We start from the raw sequence: 22,745 nt of genomic DNA on the forward strand, positions 1-22,745 counted from the left end.
GGACGACCGTAGTCCACGAGGCGGGCACCGGGCGTTCCGGCTACCGCTCCGACTGGGCGGCGATCACCTCGCGGGCCAGCTGACGGTAGTTACGTGCCCCGGAGGATGCCGGGTCCATCGTCGTGATGGGGGCACCGGCCACGGTGGACTCGGGGAACTTCACCGTCTTGGTGATGACCGTCTGGTAGACCTTGTCGCCGAACGCCTCCACCACCCGCTGCAGGACCTGGCGGCAGTGCGTGGTGCGGCTGTCGTACATCGTGGCGAGGATGCCTTCGAGCTCCAGGTCGAAGTTGAGCCGCTCGCGCACCTTGTCGATGGTGTCCAGCAGCAGTGCCACACCGCGCAGGCTGAAGAACTCGCATTCGAGCGGGATGAGCACACCGTGCGCGACGGTCAGCGCGTTGATCGCCAGCAGGCCGAGCGACGGCTGGCAGTCGATCAGGATGTAGTCGTACTCCTTGCGGACCGTGCGCAGGACCCGGGCCAGGGCCATTTCCCGGGCGACCTCGTTGACGAGCTGGATCTCGGCGGCGGAGAGGTCGATGTTGGCCGGCAGCAGGTGCAGGCCCGCCACGTCGGTCTTGATCAGGACGTCCTCGGCGGTCACGTCGTCCTGCATGAGCAGGTTGTAGACGGACAGGTCGAGGTTGTGCGGGTTGACGCCCAGGCCCACCGAGAGGGCGCCCTGCGGGTCGAAGTCGACCAGCAGGACCTTGCGGCCGTATTCCGCGAGGGCCGCGCCCAGGTTGATGGTGGTGGTCGTCTTGCCGACGCCACCCTTCTGGTTGGCCATCGCGATGATGCGCGCGGGGCCGTGCCGGTCGGTCGGCATCGGCTCGGGGATGGGCTTGCGCATCGTGTAGGCAGCCGGGTCCGCAGGACCGAGATCCGCGCCGAGCGTGGCCTGCTGCTCGCGGAGCTCCGACGTCCAGGTCTCGGCACGGTCACCGTTGCCAGCCATGTGCTCGTTGCCCCCTCCCGACGACCCACCCGGCGTCGGAGCCGTCCGACGTCCTTCGCGGCGCCGCTGCGCACCCCGGTCGTGTCGCTCCAGGAGGTCCGCGCCGATGCCGACTGTACGCCACCGACCAGCAGGGGGTTCGGCACCGGCCCGGCGTGTCGGCGCCGACCGCGACCGGTTCAGCCCCGGGCGCGGGGATGGGCGGTGGCGTACACCTCGCGCAACCGCTCCACGGTGACCAACGTGTAGACCTGGGTGGTGGTCACCGAGGCGTGCCCGAGCAGTTCCTGGACCACGCGGACGTCGGCGCCGCCGTCGAGCAGGTGGGTGGCGTACGAGTGGCGCAGGGTGTGCGGGGAGACGGCGGCGGGCCCGTCGACGGGCAGCCCGGCCCGGTCGGCGGCGCGGCGCAGGATGCCCCAGGCGCCCTGGCGCGACAGCGCGCCGCCGCGGGCGTTGAGGAACACCGCCGGGGTGCCCCGGCCGACGGCGGCCAGGCCGGGGCGGGCCCGGACCAGGTAGGCGCGGACCGCGTCGACGGCGTACCCGCCGATGGGCACCAGCCGTACCCGGCCGCCCTTGCCGCGCAGCAGCACCGTGCCCTCGTCGGTGTCGAGGTCGTCCACGGCGGCGCCGACCGCCTCGGAGATGCGCGCGCCGGTGCCGTACAGAAATTCCAGCAACGCCCGGTCGCGCAGCGCCAGGGGCGCGTCGTCGCCGGTCGCGGTGATCGGGCCGGCGGTCTCCAGCAGCCGGACCACGTCGTCGACCGGCAGCGCCCGGGGCAGCCGCCGCGGCGGCGTGGGCGGGCGGACGTCGCGGCTCGGATCGGCCCCGGTCAGGCCCTCACGCAGCGCGAAGCGGTGCAGGCCGCGGACCGCGCTGGCGGCGCGGGCGGCGGAGGAGACAGCGAGGGGCGGGTGCGCGTCGTCGCCGGCCCGCAGCCGCGCCAGGTGCGTCTCGACGAGGCCGGCGCCGACCGACGCGAGGTCGGTGACGCCGGCGTCGACCAGGGTGGCGAGATAACGGTCCAGATCCCGCCGGTACGAGGCGAGCGTGTTCGCGGAGAGGCCACGTTCGACGGTCAGGTGGTCGAGGTAGCCGCGAACGGCACGGCGCAGCGCCGGCGTGGGTGCGGTGCTCACGCCGGCGCCGGCTAAGTCGTCGGTCAGTGCCATGCTCCTCGGCTCGCTACCGCTCGGCCGCCACCGTTCAGGCCAGCGCGTCGGCCAGCGGCAGCACGTCCATGCCGTGCGCCTCGGCGACCGGACCGTAGGTGACCTGACCGGCGTGGGTGTTCAGGCCCAGGGCCAGCGCCGGGTCGTTGCGCAGCGCCTCACGCCAGCCCTGGTTGGCCAGCTCCAGGGCGTACGGCAGGGTGACGTTGGTCAGCGCGTAGGTGCTGGTGTTCGGCACCGCGCCGGGCATGTTCGCGACGCAGTAGAAGATCGACTCGTGCACCTTGTAGACCGGGTCGGCGTGCGTGGTGGGGCGCGAGTCCTCGAAGCAGCCACCCTGGTCGATGGCGATGTCGACGAGCACGCTGCCCGGCTTCATCCGGGACACCAGCTCGTTGGAGATCAGCGTCGGGGCCTTCGCGCCGGGCACCAGCACCGCGCCGATGACCAGGTCGGCGTCGAGCACGGCCCGCTCCACCTCGTACGCGTTGGACGCGACGGTCTGCAGGTGGCCCCGGTAGATCGCGTCGGCCTGCCGCAGCCGGGCGACGTTCTTGTCCAGCAGCAGCACCTCGGACTGCAGGCCCAGCGCGATGGCGGCGGCGTTCATGCCGGAGACGCCGGCGCCGATGACGACGGTCTTGGCCGCGTACACGCCGGAGACACCGCCGGGCAGCACACCGCGCCCACCGCCGGTGCGCATCATGTAGAAGGCGCCCACCTGCGGGGCGAGCCGGCCGGCGACCTCGGACATCGGGGCGAGCAACGGCAGCGACCGGTCGGGCAGCTCGACGGTCTCGTACGCGATGCCGGTGACCTTGCGGTCGATCAGCGCGTCGGTGCACTCCTTGGAGGCGGCCAGGTGCAGGTAGGTGAAGAGCACCTGCCCCTCACGCATCCGGTGGTACTCCTCGGCGATCGGCTCCTTGACCTTGAGCACCAGCTCGGCGGTCTCCCAGACCTCGTCGGCGGTGGCGAGGATCTTCGCGCCGGCGGCGGCGAACTCCTCGTCGGTGATGCTGGAGCCAACCCCGGCGCCGGACTCGACGAAGACCTGGTGGCCGCTGCGGGTGAACTCGTTGACGCCCGCTGGCGTGATCGCCACGCGGTACTCGTGGTTCTTGACCTCGCGTGGGATTCCGACCTTCACGATGCAGACACCTCTCTTCGGGGCTGCTCTCCCCCGACTGCTCGGTGCCGCGGCGGCCCCTTTGCCACCGCGGTACACCGGTCCCGCGGCGGCAGTCTAGGCGCGCCCGACGCCGCCGAGAGCCAGCACAGTGGCATCCGGTGCGCGGGTGTCCTGACGAAGTGTCAGGGCACCGCCCGGATCGAGCGGTCGAGCGTCACCTCAGCCGACAGGACAGTGTTCCACCATTATCGTCCCATCTGCCGGGTGGCGGTGCGGACAGCCGGCGAGTGGATCACTAAGGTGTCCCGCCATGACCACTCCTCCTTATCAGCCCGGCTACCCCCAGCCGGGGTACCCCCAGGGCGTTTCCGACAAGAGCAAGATCGTCGCGGGCGTCCTCGGCATCCTGCTCGGCTTCTTCGGGGCCGGCCGGTTCTACATCGGTGACGTCAAGACCGGCGTGCTGCAGCTCGTCGTGAGCGTGGTGACCTGCGGCGTCGGCAGCATCTGGGGCCTCATCGACGGCATCCTCATCCTGGTCAACGGCGGCACGGACGCGCAGGGTCGTCCGCTGCGCGACTGACGGACCGGACAGCGACAAGGGGCCCCGCGGCTGACCGCGGGGCCCCTTTCGCGCGTACTCCCCCGCCGGCTGGACCGGCGGGGGACGCCTCAGCGTGGCAGCGGCGCTTCCGCCCGACGCAGCAGCGTGAAGCCGGTGTCCCGGGCGCGGGCGGCGGCCAGCAGCCCGGCCACGGCGGCGGCGTTGGTGACCTCACCGGCCAGGACCATGGCGACCGCCTCGTCCAGGTCGATCCGGACGACCTGGAGGTCGGCCTCCTCGTCGTGGCGCTCGTGCCGCTCGTCGGCCGGCACGTCGGCGAGGTCCCGGGCCAGGAACACCCGGACGATCTCGTTGGTGAACCCCGGCGAGCTGTGCAGGTCGACCAGCACGTCGACCCGCCCGGCGGTCAGGTCGGCCTCCTCGGCCAGCTCCCGCAGCGCCGCCGCCGGCAACTCCTCGCCGGAGACGTCCATCAGACCGGCCGGCAGCTCCCACAGGTGCCGCCCGACCGGGTGCCGGTACTGGCGGATCAGCACCACCTGGCCGGCGTCGTCGAGCGCCACCACGGCCACCGCCCCGACGTGCCGGACCAGGTCCCGCAGCGCCGTCCCACCGCCCGGCATGCTCACCTCGTCGGTGACCACGTCGAAGATGCGCCCCTGGTACCGCTCCTGCCGGGACCGCACCTCGTAGCGGTGCTCAAGCCCGCTCACGCCGCCGCCCCGCTGCGCGCGGCGCCGGCGTGCGGCACCCGGCTGAGCCTGCTGGTTCGCTCGCTGCGCCCGCTCATGACGGGGACGCCGCCTTCGTCGCGGCGCCGTTGCGGGCGGCCTTGCGCGTCGTCGGAGCCTCCGCCGCCGCGTCCAGGTCCACCGGCAGCTGGTCGGCCTGCGAGTACGCCACAGCGGCCTTGACGAACGAGGCGAACAGCGGGTGCGGGCGGGTCGGGCGGCTCTTCAACTCGGGGTGCGCCTGGGTGGCCACGAAGAACGGGTGCAGGCCGCGATCCAGCTCGATGAACTCGACCAGCCGGCCGTCCGGGGAGGTGCCGGAGATGTGCAGGCCCGCCTTGGTCAGCGCGTCCCGGTAGGCGTTGTTCACCTCGTACCGGTGCCGGTGCCGCTCGCTGATCTCGGTGCTGCCGTACGCCTCGGCGACGATCGAACCCTCGGTCAGCGTCGCCGGGTACGCGCCCAGCCGCATGGTGCCGCCCAGGTCACCCCGGCCGGCGACGATGTCCTCCTGGTCGGCCATCGTGGCGATGACCGGGTGGGTCGCCTGCTCGTCGAACTCCACCGAGTTGGCGCCGTCCAGACCGGCCAGGTGCCGGGCCACCTCGATGGTCATGCACTGCAGACCGAGGCAGAGGCCGAGCAGCGGGATGCCGGCCTCCCGGGCGTACCGGGCGGTGCCGATCTTGCCCTCGATGCCGCGGACGCCGAAGCCGCCCGGGATGAGGATGCCGTCCACGCCGGCCAGAGCCGCCGCCGCGCCGGCCGGGGTGACGCACTCGTCGCTGGGCACCCACTTGATCTGCACCCGCGACCGGTTACCGAACCCGGCCGCCCGGATCGCCTCACTCACCGACAGGTACGCGTCGGGCAGGTCGACGTACTTGCCGACCACCGCGACGGTGACCGTGTGCCGGGGGCGGTGCACCCGCTCCAGCAGGTCGTCCCAGCTGGTCCAGTCCACGTCCCGGAAGGACAGGCCGAGCCGGCGCACCACGTACGCGTCGAGCCCCTCCCGGTGCAGCACCTTCGGAATGTCGTAGATGCTCGGTGCGTCCGGGGCGGCGACGACCGCCTCGGCGTCCACGTCGCAGTACAGCGACAGCTTCTCCTTGAGCTTCACCGGGATCTCCCGGTCGCAACGGAGCACGATCGCGTCCGGTTGGATACCGATGTTGCGCAGCTGCGCCACCGAGTGCTGGGTCGGCTTGGTCTTCAGCTCGCCCGACGGCGCCAGGTACGGCACCAGCGAGACGTGCAGGTAGAAGCAGTTGTCGCGGCCCAGGTCGTGGCGGACCTGGCGGATCGCCTCCAGGAACGGCAGCGACTCGATGTCGCCGACGGTGCCGCCGACCTCGGTGATCACCACATCGGGGAGCTGGCCGTCCTCGTCCGGGTCACCCATCCCCACGATCCGGGACTTGATCTCGTTGGTGATGTGCGGGATGACCTGGACGGTGTCGCCCAGGTACTCGCCGCGGCGCTCCTTGGCGATCACGTCGGAGTAGATCTGGCCGGTGGTGACGTTCGCCTTGCCGGACAGCGCCCGGTCGAGGAAGCGCTCGTAGTGCCCGACGTCGAGGTCGGTCTCGGCGCCGTCCTCGGTGACGAAGACCTCACCGTGCTGGAACGGGTTCATCGTCCCCGGGTCGACGTTCAGGTAGGGGTCGAGCTTCTGCATCACCACGCGCAGCCCGCGCGCGGTCAGCAGGTTGCCGAGGCTGGAGGCGGTGAGGCCCTTACCCAGCGAGGAGGCGACGCCCCCGGTGACGAAAATGTGCCTGGTCGTCCGTGCTGATGGGGCCAAGGCCTGCTCCCGTGTCGTCTGTCGCGGTCATGCAGACCGCCGTGCTTGATCAGCAAAGTGATCACGCGATCCACGGGATTCGACGGTAACACCTCCCGGGCGGGTACCCGCAGGCCGCACCCCGGCTGCGACACCTGCGGGACATCCGGACGAGGCCCGGCGCTCAGGACGCGGCAACCTCCGTCGATGACCGGGAGGCCTGCCGGGGCGGCACGGGCACCGGCGGCGTGCCGTCCGGCGTCGACCCGCTCGCGGTCGGCCCGGCCGGGTCGTCGGCGTCCCCACCGTGCTCCCCCGGAGCGTCCGAGCCCGCTCGGGTGACGGTCGCCGGCGTGCCCGTCGGCGGGTCGCCGATCGGCGCGGGGTGCGCGGCACCCAGGGGTCCGCCACCGCCGGTCGGGCCGTCGCCCCCGTCGACCGGGCCCACCCCACCCGGCCCCGACTCGTCCTCGGCGCCGTTGGCCCGGGAACGGGCCGGTGCCGGGCGGGTCCGGTCCGCGGCGTGCCCGAGCACCCGCAGCGACGCCAGGGCCGCCATCGGCACCACCAGGGCGGCGGCAGCACCCATCACATCCAGTGCCGCGCCGTCGAGCACCCCACCGAGCACCGCGGCGACCACAGTGCCGGCCAGCGCCGCCCGGACCGCCGGGTAGATGCCGAACAGCCGCATCAGCCCACCCCACGGCTGCAACAGGGCGAACCACACCAGCAACCCGCCGGCCAGCGCCAGCACCGTCAGCGGGCTGTTGACCAACGTCTCGAAGTTCTCCGTGCTGGACCGGTGCACGGCGAACCCGCCGGTGCCGTCGCCGAGCGCGGAGAGGAACCGGCCCAGGCTGCCCCGCTCCCCCGCCGGACGCCGCAGGTCCACCACGGCGAACCCGATACCGACCGCCAGCGCGGCCATGGTGGCCCAGGCCAACCGGCTGATCGTCAACCAGCCGCCGGCGCTGATCACGGCGGCGACGCTCACCCCGGCCGTGAGCGCGATCGCGCCGACCGGGTCGGCACCCAGGTACGGACTGCCGACCACCACCACGGCGAGACCACCCACCGCGACCATCACCGCTGGCCGCCAACCCCGGTGCACCCGTTGAGCGAGCCAGCCGCCGGTGACCAACGCGCCGGCGAGGAACACCCCCAGCCCCACGGTGCTCAGCCCGGCGTAGCGGCCACCCTGCAACGCCGAGTAGCCGACCACGCCGTTGAGCTGGAGTCGAGCCCCGGTGAGCACGTCCAGCCCGACCACGAGCGTGGTGAGGCCGGCCACCGCGCCGACCGGCCCGAGGGTGTTCGCGTACCCGGGGGCGAACCGCACCGCCGCGGTGCCGGCGGCCACCAGCAACGCCGTCACCCCGGCGAAGATCCACCCGGGGTGCTCGCCGCGCCACCAGGGCACCGCGTCGGCCAGCAGCGCCGCCGGCACCGTCAACGCCGCGGCGACCAGCAGCAGCTCGACCACCGCCACGATCCGTCCGGAGACGGGCGTCGGACCGGCCGGGCCGGCATGCGGACGGGCCCGGCGCAGCAGCGGCAGGATCGCGAGCGCCAGCAGCACCTGCACCCCGGCGAGCAGCGCGAAGAACCCACCGGAGACCGCACGCTGGGCGGCGGCCTCCCGGTCGGCGTTCGCCGGCGCGGCGATGGCCTCGGCCAGGTCGGTCGGACGGTCGCCGGTGCTGATCGCCGGGCGGCCGAGGAAGAGCCGCTCCGGCATCGGCCGGCCCAACGCGGCGAGGGCGGTCGGCGCGAGGTCGACAAGTTGCAGGTACCCGTCGCGGCCGGTGCTGGCCGAGGTGAGCCACCCCCGCTCCCAGCCCGGCCCGTCGGCGACCGCCACGTGCAGCCGCGACGGCTGGGTGGTGTCGGAGATCCCGGCGACCAGCACCAACGACCGTGGGGGTCGCGCCGCCAGCACCCGGGCCAGCTCGGCGTCCGCCGCGCGGGCCTCAGCGGCGCGGGTCGCCGGGTCGGCTCCCCCGACCGTGCCGAGGTCGACGATGCTCAGCACACAGGAGCCGAGCAGCGGCCGCGGATCGGCCGGCAGCGCCGACGCGTACCGGTCGACGCGGCCGAACGGTCGGGCGGCGGCCACTGCCGCGCCCGGGCCCACCGCGACGGAACACCGCACCGACTCCGACAACGAGCCGGGCAGCGCCCCCCAGGGCAACCGCTGCTGGTTGTACTGGACCACGCTCTCCTGGTCGGGCAGGTTCGCGCCGATGCCGTCCGGTTGTTCCACCGTCACCGCCGCCGCCGGGCAACCACCGGCCGCCCGGCTGCCGTTCCACGCGGCGAAGCTGCCCGCGCCCACCGTCAGCCAGCCGTCCACCGGGCAGGTGGGCCGGTGGGCCGAGCGCACCGACAGGGAGCCGATCGACCCGTCCTGGGCCATCCGCCACAACGTCGGGGTGCGCTGCGGATCCACGTCCTCCCAGCGCAGCCCGGCGATCCCGGCGAGCACCACGAAGTCGGCGGTGCGTTGCGGGGTGCCCTGGGGTGGGCGGGCGGCGAGCGCGGTGACGCCCAACGCCACCACGAGCACTGTCAACAGGGCGGGGGCGATTCGGCGCAGCATCACCGGTGTTCCGTTCTCGGGGCGTCGGAGCCCGGGGCGGCCGTCGGGCCACCCGGACTCCCGGCCAGCTCGGCGTAGAGGGCGACGAGCGTGGCGACGGTGTCCGCCTCGGTCGGCCACGTCGCCGCCCGTTCGACGCCGCGCCGGCTCAACTCCGCCCGCGCCGCCGGGTCGTCCAGCAACGCGCGTACAGCCGCGTCGACAGCGTCCACGTCACCGGCGGGGACCAGCGTGGCGGCGTCACCGACCAGATCCGGCAGCCCACCGACCGCCGTGGCCACCAGCGGAACACCGGCGCGCAGCGCCTCCTGGGCGAAGAGCTGCCGCGCCTCCCAGTCGCTGGTCACCACCGCCAGGTCCGCGCCGGCGAGCAGGTCGGCCACGTCGGTACGGTGCCCCAGCAGGGTCACCGGCGCGCGGGCGGCGGAGGTCCGTGCCGCGAGCGGCAGGTAGGCCGGCCCGCTGCCCGCGATCACCACGACCGGCGGCGGGGTACGGGTACGCCAGCGGGCCGCCGCGTCGATCAGCACGTCGTAGCGTTTCTGCGGGTGCAGTCGACCGACCGAGACGATCAGCGGCTGGTCCGGGCGGACCCCGAACTCGGCGCGTACCGCCGCCGGGCGTCGACGCGGCGCGGGCAACGTCGGCGCCGCGACCGGGGCGAGCCGGGCGTCCGCGGCGCCCACCTCGGCGGCCCGTCGCACCAGGTCCATGGAAGCGCCGAGCGCCACCCGCACGCCCCGGGCCACCACCCGTTCGACGAGCCGGGACACCCCGCCGCGCAGTCCCCCGGCGAGCACCGCGTTGTGCCAGGTGACGACCAGCGGGGCGGTGGGGCGGGCCAGCACGGCGACCAACCCGGCCCGCAGGCCGTGCGCGTGCACCACGTCGACGCTGGCGGCGGCGAGCACCCTACGCAGGGCGAGCACCGCCCGGGCGTCGGCCGGAGTCGGACTGGCCGGGATCTCCACCGGCGCGAAACGCGCACCGACACCGGTGAAGTCGAACTGCTCCTGAGTCGCCGCGGGCCCGCAGACCAGCACGCTGGTGCCGCCCGCGACGAGGCCACCGGCCACCGAGCGGACGTGCTGGCCGACGCCACCGGTGCTCGACGCGAGCACCAACGCGACGGTGCCCGACCAGCCGGTGGGCAGAGCTGGCTCAGTCATCGCGTCGCCGTCTCCTTCCCGTCGCCCCGCTCCGCGGCGTCCGCGCCCGGTGTCGGCGCACCGCCGGACGGCCCCCGCCGGCCCAGACGCCGCAGCACCCCGGCGAGCAGTGGCTGTACGTCCCGCCGGTCGACGAACCAGACCACGGCGAGGAACACAACCCCAATCAGAACCCCGGACAGCATGCCCTGACCGAACGCCGCCGCGATCGTCGGGGTGCCGCCGTCCGACGGGGCGAGCCAACCGGTGAGGCCCCACCCGGCGAGCCCGGCGAGCACACCGCCGAGGCCACCGGCCGCCCCGGCCCGCCCCGCGCCGGCGAGGGCGCGACGGCCGGCGCCGCGCAGCACCGCCAGGAGCAGCAGGGCACCGAGCACCAGCATCCCCACCGAGTTCGCCGACGTCACCGCGAGCACCCGGTCGGCGGTGGGGAGCAGTGCCGTCAACGGCAGCGCCACCGCCGGAACGACCAGCCAGCCGAGTGTGATCGCCACGGTCGCCGGCCGGGTGTCGCCGCGCGCGTACAGCGCGCGGGACAGGATCGCGAACACGCCGTAGCCGAGCAGACCCGGCGCGAATCCGATGATGGCCGCCGCGGTGGACGCCGGATTGTCCGGGTAGAAGAGGGCAGCGACCGGCCGCGCGGTACCGATCAACGCCGCGGCGCCCAGGCAGCTGAAGAGCAGCACGCCCCGCACCGCGCTGGACAGGGTCCGCCGGTAGCCGTCCTCGTCACCGGCGGCGCTGGCGGTGGCCAGGGTGGGGTACGACGCCACCGCCAGCGGCACGGCGAGCACCGCCCACGGCAACAGGTAGATCGCCTGGGCCAGGTTGAACACCTGCGGGGAGCCGGTGGGGCCGCCGGAGACCCGGTTCAGCACCACCAGCAGCGCCACCTGCTGCGCGGCCACCGTCACCGCGCCGGCCGTGGCGAGTCCGCCGATCCGCGCCCGGGCGTCATCGGTGAAGGCGTACCCGAACCGGGGCCGTAGCCGCAGCCCCCGCAGCGGGATCAGCAGCGAGAGCGACAGCACCACCACGCCCAGCGTGGTGCCGCCGGACAGGAGCAGTTCGCCACTGCGGCCGACCTGGGCGACCGACACCCCCCGCCCCTGGGCGGCGCCGAAGGCCACGTAGACGACGACCACGGTGAGGCTGGACAGCAACGGCGCGATGACCGGCCAGGCGAAACGTCGGTGCGCCTGCAGGACGCCGGTGAGCACGATGCCGATCCCGTACAGCGGCAGCTGCGGGGCGAACACGCGCAACATCCGGGCGCCGGCGGCGAGTTCCGCCGCCGATCGTCCCTCGCTGATGAGCGAAATGATCGGGTCGGCGAACACGGCGACGAGCACGGCGAGGGGAACCAGCAGGCTCACCGTCCAGGTGAGCAGGGCGCCGGTGGTCGCCGCCACCGCCCGCCGGTCCTGCGCCGCGACCGCCCCGGCCAGCAGCGGCACGACCAGGCTGGCCAACGCCCCACCCGCGACGATCTCGAAGACGATGTTCGGCACCGTGTTCGCGATGACGTACATGCCGCCGAGGTCGCTCTGCTCGACCACCCAGGTGAACACGGCGGTACGGCCGAAGCCGGCGAGTCGGCTGGCCACGGTGAGGACGGCGATGAGCGCGGCTGCCCCGGCCAGCCGGCCGGCGCCGGCGAGGGGTGCCGGTCTGTTCACGTCAGTCGGCGCGTCGGCCCAGTGCGTCGAGTTCGCGGAGCCCCGGGGTCCGCTGGATCACCGCCGTGAAGCTGACCTTCTCACTGGCGGCGGTCAGCCCGGCCAGGACGGCGAGCAGACCGGCGCGGCCCAGTGGACCGGTGCGGGCGGCGAGCGCGACGCCGAGCAGCGCCCCGAGCGCGTTGGCGCCGCTGTCGCCGAGCATCACGTCCTCGGCCAGGTCGTCGCGGAGCAGGCCGGCGGCGGCGCCGGCCGCACCGGCGGCGATCCCACCCTGCGGGCCGCCGGTGAGCGGCGCGGCGAGCAGCAGACCGGACTTGATCGCCCGGCCCGGTCGTAGGTCGAGCAGGTTCAGCAGGTTGGCCGTGCCGGCGATCACGCCGGCACCGAGCAGCACGTCGACCCCCCGGCCGAACGCCCGGTGCCGCTGCCGGCGCGGGTGCGCGGCGACCCGGGGGTCGGCGGCGAGCAGCGCGGCGGCGCCCAGCCCGGCGGCGCCCACCCCGACGACCTTGACCAGACCGGCGGTGATGCGTCCCTCACGCAGCGCGGCGAGGTGCCCGGCGAAACCCTTGGCGGCCTTCTGCTCCGGGCGCGCGCCGACCACGTCGTCGTAGAGCCCGACGCCGCCCGCACCGAGCCCGGCGACCAGTGCGGCACCACCGGCGGCACCGCCGGTGGCACCGAACGCGCCGGCGGCGGCAGCGCCGGCGGCGAGCGCCGGGCCGGCGGCCAGGCTGACCGTGCGGCCGCGGAAGTTGGTGCGCTCCAACGCGGGCCCGGCCGGTGAGGTACGCGCCTCACGCAGCGCGTAGCGGGCCGCCGCGGCACCTGCGGCGGCGATCAACAGCCGACCCAGCGCGCTCACGCCGCCACCTCGCTCGCTCGGTCACGCGCCGCCTGGTCGGATCCGGACACGGGGGTACGTCGTTCGCTCACTGGGGCAGTCTAGGCAGCAGCGACGGGGCGTTGTCGCCGACGCCGTACTGTCCGGCCTTCTTCTCGGTGAGTTGCTCCACCAGGGCGAGGGTGGTCACCACCTGCCCCTGCACCGTGTTCGCGTTGTCGACCGTGGAGATGGTCTGGGTGAGCACCGGGTCGCCGCGCACCACGCCGACCAGGTTGCCCCCGACGGAACCGTTGCCGGCCACCACTATCGACCCGGTGCGGTCGAACTGCTCGGCGATCTTGACGACCGACTCGTCCCGCTTGTCGGAGTCCTTGTCGACGTACGGCTGGCCGCTGACCACGACGACGGCCTCCGCCGAGGCGGTGACCTTGTTGCTGTCGGTGGTCAGGTAACCGGCGTTGTTGTACGCGGCGAGCACCGCCCGCCGGTCGGCGTCACTGACCGGCGCGACGCCCTGGGCCCGGTCCAGCAGGACGCTGGCCAGCAGCGCGCTGGAGGTCTCCACGCCGTGCCCGTTGCCCGGCAGGCCGGTGGTCTGCGCGGTCGGTCGGGCCGCGGTGACCGCCAACTCCAGCAGGTTGGAGTTGTTGTCCGGGTTGATGAACTTGTCCTGCAGGTCGACCTGACCGGTGATGGTGGCCCCGGCCTGCTGGAGCTTCTTGAGCACGCCCTCGGTGTGGTCACGGCCGTTGGGCAGGCTGAGCACCACCACCCGCCGCCCGGTGAGGGTGCCGGGCAGGACGACCTGGGAGATCTCCTCGGCGAACTCCTCCTCCAGGGCGAGTTGCTTCTCCATGTTGCTGACCGTCTGGCGCCAGTGTTGGTTGTCCTTGCGCAGCCCGGTGACCTGCCCCTCGAGCGAGTCGGCGACCGGGCCGTTGAGGGCGGCCGTGCCGACCACCAGGCCGATCGCCAGAGCCAGGAAGACCGCGGTGAGGGACACCACGTGGTAGCGGAAGTTGATCACGCTTGCAGCCTCTTGATCGGTCGGGAACTAGAAGAGCCGGTACAGCTGGAACACGAAATTGTCCCACCACTCGGCGACCACGCCCAGGTACGCCTTCCCGACTGTCGACACGGCCACCGCGGACGCCATCGCCGCGATCGCCGACAGCACCAGCAGCAGCAGCGACGAGCCGGAGATGCTCTGCCGGTAGAGCCGGCTCACCCCCTTGGCGTCGACCAGCTTGCCGCCGACCTTCAGCCGGGTCAGGAACGTCGAGGCCATCCCGCCTCGACCCTTGTCCAGGAACTCGACAAGTGTCGCGTGGGTGCCGACCGCTACGAGCAGCGAGGCGCCCTTCTCGTCGGCGAGCAGCATGGCCAGGTCCTCGCTGGTCGCCGCGGCCGGAAAGGTGATCGCCGGCACACCGAGGCCGTTGACCCGGGGCAGGCCGGGCGCCCGACCGTCCGGGTACGCGTGCACGATCACCTCGGCGCCGCAGCGCAGCACGTCGTCGGTGACCGAATCCATGTCGCCGATGATCATGTCGGGGGTGTAGCCGGCCTCGACGAGCGCGTCCGCGCCACCGTCGACGCCGATCAGCACCGGCTTGAACTCCCGGATGTACGGGCGCAGCACGTCCAGGTCGGCCTTGTAGTCGTAGCCGCGCACCACGATCAGGCAGTGGCGACCCTGGATCTGGGTCTCGATGTCGGGCACCCCGACACCGTCGAGCAGCAGGTCGCGCTCCTGGCGCAGGTAGTCCATCGTGTTGGCGGCGAACGCCTCCAACTGCACCGACAGACCCTCCCGGGCGTCAGCCATCGCCTTGGCGACCGTCTCGGCGTCCTGCAGGCTGCCGTGGGCCACCGGCTCGTCACCGGCGAAGACCGTGTTGCCCTCGATGCGCACCTGGTCGCCCTCGCGGATCCGCTCGAAGACGCCCTCACCCAGGTCGTCGAGGAGCGGAATGCCGGCGGCGACCAGCACCTCCGGGCCGAGGTTCGGGTAACGGCCGGAGACCGACGGCTTGGCGTTGAGCACCGCCGCGACCCCGACGGCGACCAGCGAATCGGCCGCCACCCGGTCCAGGTCGACGTGGTCGATGACCGCGATGTCACCGGGTCGCAGCCGACCGACCAGGCGTTTCGTCCGGCGATCAAGGCGCGCGGTGCCGAGGACTCTGCCCGGTTCGGAGTTCCGGTTCCGGCGCAACGTGGGTAGACGCATCGTGACCATCCTGGCATGTGAGGCAGGCTTTTCTGTCGCGACATGCCTGAGCAGGGCCGCCTACCCAGGGAAGCACACACCGGCACAAGCCGGTGTGCTTGCGCTCACAATACGCGGCGTCACAACCGCCTTTCCTTGGCGGCCACCGCCAGCAACTCCTCGGCGTGGGCGATACCCAGATCCGAATCGGGCAAACCCGCCAACATGCGCGCCAACTCCCGGGCCCGCTCGGTGTCCTCCACCACCCGCACCCCGCTCGTCGTCACCGCGCCGCCGGTGTCCTTCGCCACCACCAGGTGCCGATCGGCGAAAGCGGCCACCTGCGGCAGGTGCGTGACCACCAGCACCTGGTGGCTGCGGGCCAGCCGCGCCAACCGGCGGCCGATCTCCACCGCCGCCTGACCGCCGACCCCCGCGTCGACCTCGTCGAAGACCAGTGTGGGCGGGCCGCCCGAGCCGGCGAACACGACCTCGATGGCGAGCATCACCCGGGACAGCTCACCGCCGGAGGCGCCGCGTTGCAACGGCAGCGACGGCGCGCCCGGATGGGCCAGCAACCGCAGCTCCACCTCGTCACCGCCGTCCGGTGTGACACCCACCTCGACGCCGTTGACCGCCAACGTCGGCTCCGCGCGACCGGCCGGACGGGGCAGCACCGCCACCTCGATCCGCGCGTGCGGCATGGCCAGCCCGGCAAGCTCGACGGTGACCTGGTCGGCGAAGCGGATCGCCGCCTCCTGCCGGGAGGCGGACACCCGGCCGGCGAGGTCGGCCACCTCGACGGCGAGCCGCTGACCCTCCCGCTCCAACTCGTCCAGCACGTCGTCGGACATGTCCAGGTCGGACAGTCGGGTGCGCGCCCGGTCAGCCCAGGCGATCACCCCGTCCACGTCGTCGGCGTACTTGCGGGTCAACGCGCGCAGCGCCGCCCGCCGCTCGTAGACGTGCTGCAACCGGGCCGGGTCCGCGTCCAGCGTCGCCAGGTACGTCGACAGCTCCGCGGACACGTCGGTGACCAGGGTGGCCGCCTCCTCCAGGCGGGCCGCCAGCTCACCGAGCGCCGGATCGGTGCCGGACTGCGCCTCCAGGGTCCGCCGGGCGGTGCCCAGCAGTGCCGCCGCGTCCGGGGTCTCGTCGGTGGCCTCCGCGCCACCGGCCACGCACTGCTGGGCGATCTGCGCGGCCGTCCGCAGGCCCTCGGCGTGCTCCAGCCGCTGCGCCTCGGTCTTCAGCTCGTCGTCCTCGCCGGGCTGCGGATCGACCCGGGTGATCTCGTCGAGGCCCAGCCGCAGCAGGTCGGCCTCCTGGTTGCGCTCACGGGCGTTGCGCCGCCGGTCGGCCAGGTCGTCGACCACCCGACGCCACCCCGTGTACGCCTCCCGCAGCGCGTCGAGCAGCTTCTCGTGCGCGGGGCCGGCGAACCGGTCCAGTGCGGCCCGCTGCTCGGCCGGGCGCAGCAGCCGCAACTGGTCGGACTGACCGTGCACGGCCACCGCCTGCTCGCCGACCTCACCGAGCATCGACACCGGCATGCTCCGGCCGCCGACGTGGGCGCGCGAGCGCCCCTCCACCGTGACCGTGCGGCTCAGCAGCACCGTGCCGTCCTCGTCGGGCTCGCCACCGGCCTCGGTGATCCGCGCGTGCACGGCGTCGGCGACCCGCCCGTGCAGCCGCAACCGCCCCTCCACCACCGCCCGGCCTGGTTGGGCGCGGACCCGCCCGGCGTCGGCCCGGCCGCCGAAGAGCAGGCCGAGGCCGGTCACCACCATCGTCTTGCCCGCACCGGTCTCGCCGGTGATGACGTTCATGCCGCCGGTCAACGGCAGCGTGGTGTCCTCGATGACGCCCAGCCCGGTGATGCGCAGCTCTTCCAGCACAGCCACCGACAGTAGACGCGAGGCCCGACACTTGACCAGCCGACGGGCCCGGGCACGGCCCGCACCCGGCCGACGTACAGTTCTGCCCCGTGTTGGACGTGATCGGCCTGACCCCGGCTGAGGAGGAGCTCTACCGCTGCCTGCTCCAGCTCACCACGGCCCGCATCGACGAGTTGGTCCATCGCCTGCACCGCCCCCGTGAGCAGGTCGTCGCCCAGGTCGAGGCGCTGCGCGGCAAGGGCCTCGTGCAGCCCACCGACAACGACCCGGACGCCCCGCTGCGCCCGACCGCCCCGGACGTCGCCCTCGGCGGGACGCTGCTGCGCCGCCAGGAGGACCTGGAGGCGGCCCGCCGGCTGGTCACCCAACTGGCCGAGGAGTACCGCTCCGGGCTGCGCCGGCACCACGTCGACCACCTCGTGGAGGTGATCACCGGTGGCCGGGTCCTCCGGGACCGCCTGCGTGACCTGCAGAACTCGGCGCGTACCGAGGTGCTCTGGTTCTGCCGGGCCAATCCCCTGGCCATGGCCGGCCCGGAGAACGTCGAGGAGTTCGACGCGCTGGCCCGTGGGGTGAGCTACCGGGCCATCTACGAGCGTGACCTGCTGCTGGAGCCGGGCGCGTTGGCCGACCTGGCCAAGGGCGTCGCCGCCGGCGAGCAGGCCCGCGTCCTGGACCGGCTGCCGGTCCGACTGGCCATCGTGGACGCCCGCACCGCCATCTGCCCGCTGGTGCCCGACCGTGCCGGCGGCGAACCGAGCGCCGCCGTGATCGGGCGCAGTCAACTGCTCGACGCCCTGCTCGCCCTCTTCGAGAGTCACTGGCGGGTGGCCACCCGGCTGCGGCTCGACGACCCGCTCGCCGTCGCGGCCCCCGAGGGTCGACGGCCGGAGCCCGAGTGCCATCCGGGCGACGGTTACCAGCCCGACGCCGACGAGGCGCGGCTGCTGTCGCTGTTCGTGGCGGGCGTACCGGACAAGTCCATCGCCTCCCAGCTCGGGGTGAGCCGACGGACCGTGCAACGGCGCATCGCCGACCTGATGGCCGCCGCCGGCGTGGACACCCGGCCCGGGTTGGCGTTCCAGGTCGCCCGCCGCGGCTGGCTCTGACGCCGCGAGGGCCCGCCGTCGACCCCGACGGCGGACCCTCGCCGACCGGGCGGGACGGCCAGGCAGCCCCGCCCACGCCGCGTCAGCGCAGCCCGTACGCCTGGAGCACGGTCTGGTCGACGGTGTTCCCGGCCCGGTCGGCGGCGTGCACCCGTAGCGACACCGTTCCGCGCCCCGCCGGCACTGTCGCGGTGTACCGGGTGCCCGACCCCTTCGTCGGCGCGGTGCGCCAGGTGACGCCCCCGTCGAAGGAGACCTGCACCCGGACGCTGGTGCCGGTCGGCGCCGGCACCCCGGCCGGCTGCCGCAGGGTCAGCCCCACCTGGTGTGAGCGGTTGCCGCGGACCGTGCCGGACAGGTCGGCCGGCACCCGGTAGTCCACCTGCAGCAGCGACAACGGCGTGGCGGCGTCGCCCGCCGGTCGGGCCGAGGTGAACTCCCAGGCGGTGTCGGTCCGCGTGCCGTAGCGCCACTCGTCCGAGGACCGCTGCGTCGTCAGGTCCAGTCGGTAGCGGGCCGACTTCGCGGTGGTGGGCACCGGCGCCCACCCGCCGGAGAGGTCGGCGATCTGCTGCCCGTCGCGGCTGACCCGGATCGCGACAGTGTCCGACTCGTCGCTGCCGCCGGCCTCCCTGAAGTTCCCGTCGGCGTCGACGAACTCGGCCACCCGCAGGTTCAAGGTGTCCCCGGTACGGGTCGGTACCGGGACACCGCCGCCGGCCGGCACGGCCGGTCGGATCACCGGAGCGTGCCAGGTCTCGGCGACCCGGTCGTCGGCGGCGTACTGCCGGGGCTGCTGGGTGAGCCCGCCGAGCAGCCGCCCCCAGGACCAGGTGACCTTGTGCAGGACCTGGTGCTGCCACCAGTTGTCCCCGGCGCTGACGAACTCCTGGCGGGTGGTGCCGGTACGCACCGGGCGCTGGTCGTCGTTCCAGGAGGTCTCCTGCCACGGACGCCAGCCGAACCGCTGCTCGCTGGCCCACGGCGTACCGCCGACGTCGCCGTAGCTGGCGGTCACCTCGGCCGTGTTCTTCCCGGTGACCGTGTGCGTGATCCGCTCCGGCACGCGCCCCTTCGACACCTGCCACACGTCGTACAGGTACGGGCTGTCCACCGTCAACGTCAGGTCCAGCGTCGCCCGGCCCTTCCTGGCCGCCGCGATCAGCCGCTGCCCGTCGTCGTTGGCCACCACCATCGACGGGATCGGTAGCCGTTCCCCGAGCGGCTGCCACACCGTCCACGCGCTGAAGTCCGCCGGCCGGACGATCAGCACCACGGCAGCGCCGGCGGCGGCCGCCGCCGCGATCTGCTCCTCCTCCGAGGCGTCCGGGCTGCTGGTGAGCAGCGCTGCGGCGCCGCGTACCCGGGTCAGCTCGGCGGGGGTGCCGGTGCCGGCCCAGACCAGCGGCAGCTTGCGTCGGTCGGCCGGCGCCGGCGAGTAGCCCAGTAGGTTGATGTCCAGCGGTCCGGACACCCCGCTGATCTTCGCGTCCACCATCGGAGCGACCAGTTGCCAGCGGGACGCGAACTCGAACTCGCCCTGACGGACCGGGCGGGTCGGCGTGACGTTGACCTGCTGGATGGTGCTGTAGGTCATCACCCCGTGGTCGACCTGCCGGCCGTTGCCGAAGACCCGGTGCTCGTAGAAGCTGATCGTCGACCGCTGCTCGGTCGGCTTCGGCGTCTCGATCCGTACCGGGGTGCCCTTGCGCGGGTCGAGCACGACGGTGAGGTCCCGGTCGACCAGCAGCTCCGGGTCGGTGACCAGGGTGATCTGCTCGTCCAGTGGGGCACCGTGCTCGATCAACGCCTCGACCAGGTAGGGGCCCTCCTCGACCTGGAGCTGCACCTCGCCGCCGACCCAGCCGAGCCAGTCGGATTCGGGCTGCTCACCGAAGAGGGTGAGCACCGACGCGAGGCCCGGCTGACCCTTCATGTCCAGCGCCTTCACGGTGACGGTGTGCAGCGGGCCGCTGAGGGTCAGCGCGACGGCGGTACGCACCGCGACGCCGTCCGCGCCGGTGGCCACCAGCCACCCGCCGTGCACCCCCCGGTCCAGCTTCGCCGGGTCCGCCCGCAGCGGCACGGCGACGCTGCCGCCGGCCGGCACCGTCACCTCGGTGCCGCCGACCGCCACCCCGTCGGTCTCGGCCGCGCGGGTGTCCAGGTTGCGCAGCTCCAGGGCCAACCGCAGGGTCTGCGGGGTCGTGCCGCCGTTGGTGTACGTCACGGTCCGCTCGACCGTCGCGCCACCGGTGCTGAGCCGACCGAAGTCGGCGGTGGCGGAGGAGTACACCCGCTGGCCGAGCGCGCGGGCCACGTCGACCCGGCCGGCGCCCTGCTCGAAGACGGTCAACGCCGGGTTCGCCTTCGTGGTGCTGACCAGCGCGTCCTTGAGCTTCACGGCGGACCAGTCGGGGTGTTCCTGGGCGAGGATCGCCGCCGCTCCGGCCACGTGCGGGGTGGCCATCGAGGTGCCCGACGCGGTCGTGTAGGCGTCGTCCACCGGCGTACCCATGGCGGTTCCGGCGGCCCGGGCGGCGATGATGCCGACACCCGGCGCGGTGATCTCGGGCTTGAGGCCGTTGTCGCCGAGGCGCGGGCCCCGGCTGGAGAACTCCGCCAGGTTGTCGGCGCGGTCCACCGCGCCGACGGTGAGCGCCGCCGAGGCCGCGCCGGGCGCGCCGACGGTACGCGCGGCACCCGAGTTGCCGGCGGCGACCACGAAGAGCGCGCCGGTCTCGGCGGTCAGGTCGTTCACCGCCTGGCTCATCGGGTCGGTGCCGTCGGTCGGGTCGCCGCCGAGGCTCATGCTGACCACCTTCGCGCCGGAGTGGGCGGCCCACTCCATGCCCGCGATGATGGACGAGCTGTAGCCGGAGCCCGCGTCGTCGAGCACCTTGCCGACCAGCAACCGCGCGCCCGGGGCGACGCCCTTGCGTCGCCCGTCGGACGCCGCCCCGCTGCCGGCGATGGTGGCGGCCACGTGGGTGCCGTGACCGTGCCCGTCGCGGGCGCTGCCACTGTCGGAGAAGTCCTGCGCCTCGGCGATCCGACCAGCCAGGTCGGGGTGGGTGGCGTCGACGCCGGTGTCGAGCACCGCCACCGTCACGCCGGCACCGTCGCGGCCGGCGGCCCAGGCGGCCGGGGCGCCGATCTGCGGCACGCTGTGCTCCAGCGTCGGGCGGACCTTCCCGTCCAGCCAGATCCGGGCGACACCCGCGCCGAGCCGGGCGGGTGAGCCGGCGGTGACCCGCTGCCCGGGCGCGCCGCGCAGCGACGTCCACAGACCGCCGAGCTCGCCCTTGCCGACCCGCATCGCGGCGCCGTTGATGCTCCCCAGGGGACGCGCGCCGGTGGCGCCGGTCAGCGGCCTGACCCGTCCGGCGGCCGGCTCCTGGTAGCGCACGATCAGCGGCAACGTGGCCTGCGCGGCGTCGCCGTACCCGTCGGCCGCCAACTCCTGGACGTCGAACAGGTCGGGGTCGAGCACCCCGGCGGAGAGGTACGGCACGACGTCGCTGGGCAGCACCCGCAACCCGCCGTCGGCCTCGACGGTCTGGAAGGTGATCCGGTTGCGCCCCGGGCCGGGGTGGACGGTGGCGGCGACCCGACCGGGTGCCGCCTGGACCAGATCGACCTGATCGCCGGTGATCAGGGTGATGCGGACGGGTGCGTGCTGGGCGGGCGTGCCCGACGTCGGGCCGGTGGGCCGGGCGGGCGGGTCGGCGGACGCCGGTGCGGCGACGCCGACCACCAACGCGCCGACCGCGCCGACGGCGAGCCAGCGGGGGGACCAGTGCATGCGATGCGCTCCTCTACTCCTCCAGGCCCACCATCCGTAGATGAGGGCCGATCGGAGTCTGCGACGGCGCGCGTCACCAGGTCACTAGTCGCCAGCCGCCGCAGCGGCGACATGTCGTCAGGTGGACACCGCACATCCACCGACAGTGTGTGCCGCGGTCACCGGCGGCTGCCGCGCCACCCGTGCACGGGCAGGTCGAACTTGGCCACCAGCCGGTCGGTGAACGGGCGGGGGCGCAGCCGCACGATGCGCACCGGCAGGGCGCCGCGGCGCACCGTCACCCGGGCGCCGGGTGGCAGGTCGTAGACCCGCCGGCCGTCGCAGGAGAGCACGGCGAGGGTGGTGAACGGGTCCACGGTGATCACGAAGGTGGACGTCGGGGCCGTGACCAACGGGCGGCTGAACAACGCGTGCGCGCTGATCGGCACCAGCAGCAGCGCCTCCACCTCCGGCCAGACCACCGGACCGCCACCGGAGAACGCGTACGCGGTGGAGCCGGTTGGGGTGGCGCAGACGACACCGTCGCAGCCGTAGCGGGACAGCGGCCGGCCGTCCACGTCGACGAGCAGCTCCAGCATCTGGGCACGCTCGCCCTTCTCGATGCTGATCTCGTTGAGCGCCCACGACTCGATGGTCGGCCCGCCGTCGAACTCGGCGGTGACGTCCAGGGTCAGCCGCTCGTCGACGGTGTAGTTGCGGCCGACGACGTCCCGGACGGCGGTGTCCAGGTCGTCGATCTCCGCCTCCGCCAGGAAGCCCACCTTGCCGAGGTTGATGCCGAGCAGCGGCGCCTTCGCCGGCCGGGCCAGCTCGGCGGCGCGCAGGAAGGTGCCGTCCCCACCGAGCGCGAAGACGATCTCGGCGCCCTCGGCGGCCTGCGGGCCGCCGACCGGCACCACGCCGGGCAGGTCGAGGTCCTCGGCCTCATCGGCGACCACCCGTACCTCGAAACCCGCGTCGATCAGGTCGGCGGCGACCGACCGGGCGTGCTCGGTGCTGCGCCGACGACCGGTGTGGGTCACCAGCAGCGCGGTCCGGCTCATCGGGTCGCCCGCCCATCCTGGA

General features: G+C 73.7%; 16 protein-coding genes. 2 read left to right on the forward strand and 14 right to left on the reverse strand.

The annotated features are described in order from the left end of the window. Window positions 1–40: 40 nt before the first annotated feature. From IF22_RS0121815 to ald, 3 genes are all read right to left on the reverse strand, one after another. The gene (locus IF22_RS0121815) at window positions 41–964 is read right to left on the reverse strand and encodes a ParA family protein (RefSeq protein WP_030334877.1); all 924 of its coding nucleotides are present in this window, start codon (window positions 962–964) and stop codon (window positions 41–43) included. Window positions 965–1,143: 179 nt separating this feature from the next. Continuing rightward, entirely contained in the window at window positions 1,144–2,142 is a 999-nt protein-coding gene (locus IF22_RS0121820) for a site-specific tyrosine recombinase XerD (RefSeq protein ID WP_051708702.1), read from the reverse strand. A 34-nt stretch (window positions 2,143–2,176) separates the two neighbouring features. Further along, entirely contained in the window at window positions 2,177–3,292 is a 1,116-nt protein-coding gene (gene ald, locus IF22_RS0121825) for an alanine dehydrogenase (RefSeq protein WP_030334880.1), read from the reverse strand. A 226-nt stretch (window positions 3,293–3,518) separates the two neighbouring features. Between ald and IF22_RS33955 the strand changes: the two genes are divergently transcribed. Beyond that, the gene (locus IF22_RS33955; protein ID WP_051708703.1) at window positions 3,519–3,857 is read left to right on the forward strand and encodes a TM2 domain-containing protein; all 339 of its coding nucleotides are present in this window, start codon (window positions 3,519–3,521) and stop codon (window positions 3,855–3,857) included. A gap of 89 nt (window positions 3,858–3,946) precedes the next feature. On the opposite strand, the gene IF22_RS0121835 is transcribed toward IF22_RS33955, so the two are convergent. The 9 genes from IF22_RS0121835 to recN form a co-directional block, all read right to left on the reverse strand. After that, complete coding sequence (locus IF22_RS0121835; RefSeq protein ID WP_030334884.1) at window positions 3,947–4,552, reverse strand: NUDIX domain-containing protein; 606 nt, start codon at window positions 4,550–4,552, stop codon at window positions 3,947–3,949. A 73-nt stretch (window positions 4,553–4,625) separates the two neighbouring features. Beyond that, on the reverse strand, window positions 4,626–6,377 hold the full coding sequence (locus tag IF22_RS0121840) for a CTP synthase (protein WP_030334886.1): 1,752 nt from the start codon (window positions 6,375–6,377) through the stop codon (window positions 4,626–4,628). A 163-nt stretch (window positions 6,378–6,540) separates the two neighbouring features. Then, entirely contained in the window at window positions 6,541–8,955 is a 2,415-nt protein-coding gene (locus tag IF22_RS0121845; protein WP_030334888.1) for a hypothetical protein, read from the reverse strand. Beyond that, on the reverse strand, window positions 8,955–10,124 hold the full coding sequence (locus tag IF22_RS0121850; protein WP_030334891.1) for a glycosyltransferase family 4 protein: 1,170 nt from the start codon (window positions 10,122–10,124) through the stop codon (window positions 8,955–8,957). The genes IF22_RS0121845 and IF22_RS0121850 overlap by 1 nt, the downstream gene beginning before the upstream one ends. Further along, complete coding sequence (murJ, locus tag IF22_RS0121855; RefSeq protein WP_030334893.1) at window positions 10,121–11,806, reverse strand: murein biosynthesis integral membrane protein MurJ; 1,686 nt, start codon at window positions 11,804–11,806, stop codon at window positions 10,121–10,123. The genes IF22_RS0121850 and murJ overlap by 4 nt, the downstream gene beginning before the upstream one ends. 1 nt (window position 11,807) lies before the next feature. After that, entirely contained in the window at window positions 11,808–12,674 is an 867-nt protein-coding gene (locus IF22_RS0121860) for a hypothetical protein (protein WP_030334895.1), read from the reverse strand. Between the two features lie 67 nt (window positions 12,675–12,741). Further along, on the reverse strand, window positions 12,742–13,683 hold the full coding sequence (locus IF22_RS0121865) for a copper transporter (protein WP_030334897.1): 942 nt from the start codon (window positions 13,681–13,683) through the stop codon (window positions 12,742–12,744). Between the two features lie 27 nt (window positions 13,684–13,710). Then, window positions 13,711–14,889, reverse strand: coding sequence for a putative cytokinetic ring protein SteA (gene steA / locus IF22_RS0121870; RefSeq protein WP_030334899.1), 1,179 nt, complete (start codon window positions 14,887–14,889; stop codon window positions 13,711–13,713). A 119-nt stretch (window positions 14,890–15,008) separates the two neighbouring features. Next, window positions 15,009–16,766, reverse strand: a complete 1,758-nt coding sequence (gene recN, locus IF22_RS0121875) for a DNA repair protein RecN (RefSeq protein WP_030334901.1) — start codon at window positions 16,764–16,766, stop codon at window positions 15,009–15,011. A gap of 89 nt (window positions 16,767–16,855) precedes the next feature. Between recN and IF22_RS0121880 the strand changes: the two genes are divergently transcribed. Continuing rightward, a complete protein-coding gene (locus IF22_RS0121880; RefSeq protein ID WP_030334903.1) occupies window positions 16,856–17,875 on the forward strand; it encodes a helix-turn-helix domain-containing protein in 1,020 nt (339 codons plus the stop codon). Window positions 17,876–17,957: 82 nt separating this feature from the next. Here IF22_RS0121880 and IF22_RS0121885 read toward each other — a convergent pair whose 3' ends face one another. Both IF22_RS0121885 and IF22_RS0121890 read right to left on the reverse strand, forming a co-directional pair. Next, the gene (locus IF22_RS0121885) at window positions 17,958–21,680 is read right to left on the reverse strand and encodes a S8 family serine peptidase (RefSeq protein WP_030334905.1); all 3,723 of its coding nucleotides are present in this window, start codon (window positions 21,678–21,680) and stop codon (window positions 17,958–17,960) included. A gap of 158 nt (window positions 21,681–21,838) precedes the next feature. Further along, window positions 21,839–22,723 (reverse strand): NAD kinase, encoded by an 885-nt coding sequence (locus tag IF22_RS0121890; RefSeq protein WP_030334907.1) that lies wholly within the window; start codon window positions 22,721–22,723, stop codon window positions 21,839–21,841. Window positions 22,724–22,745: the final 22 nt, after the last annotated feature.

Source organism: Micromonospora parva (assembly GCF_000718515.1).
Classification (GTDB): Bacteria; Actinomycetota; Actinomycetes; order Mycobacteriales; family Micromonosporaceae; genus Micromonospora; species Micromonospora parva.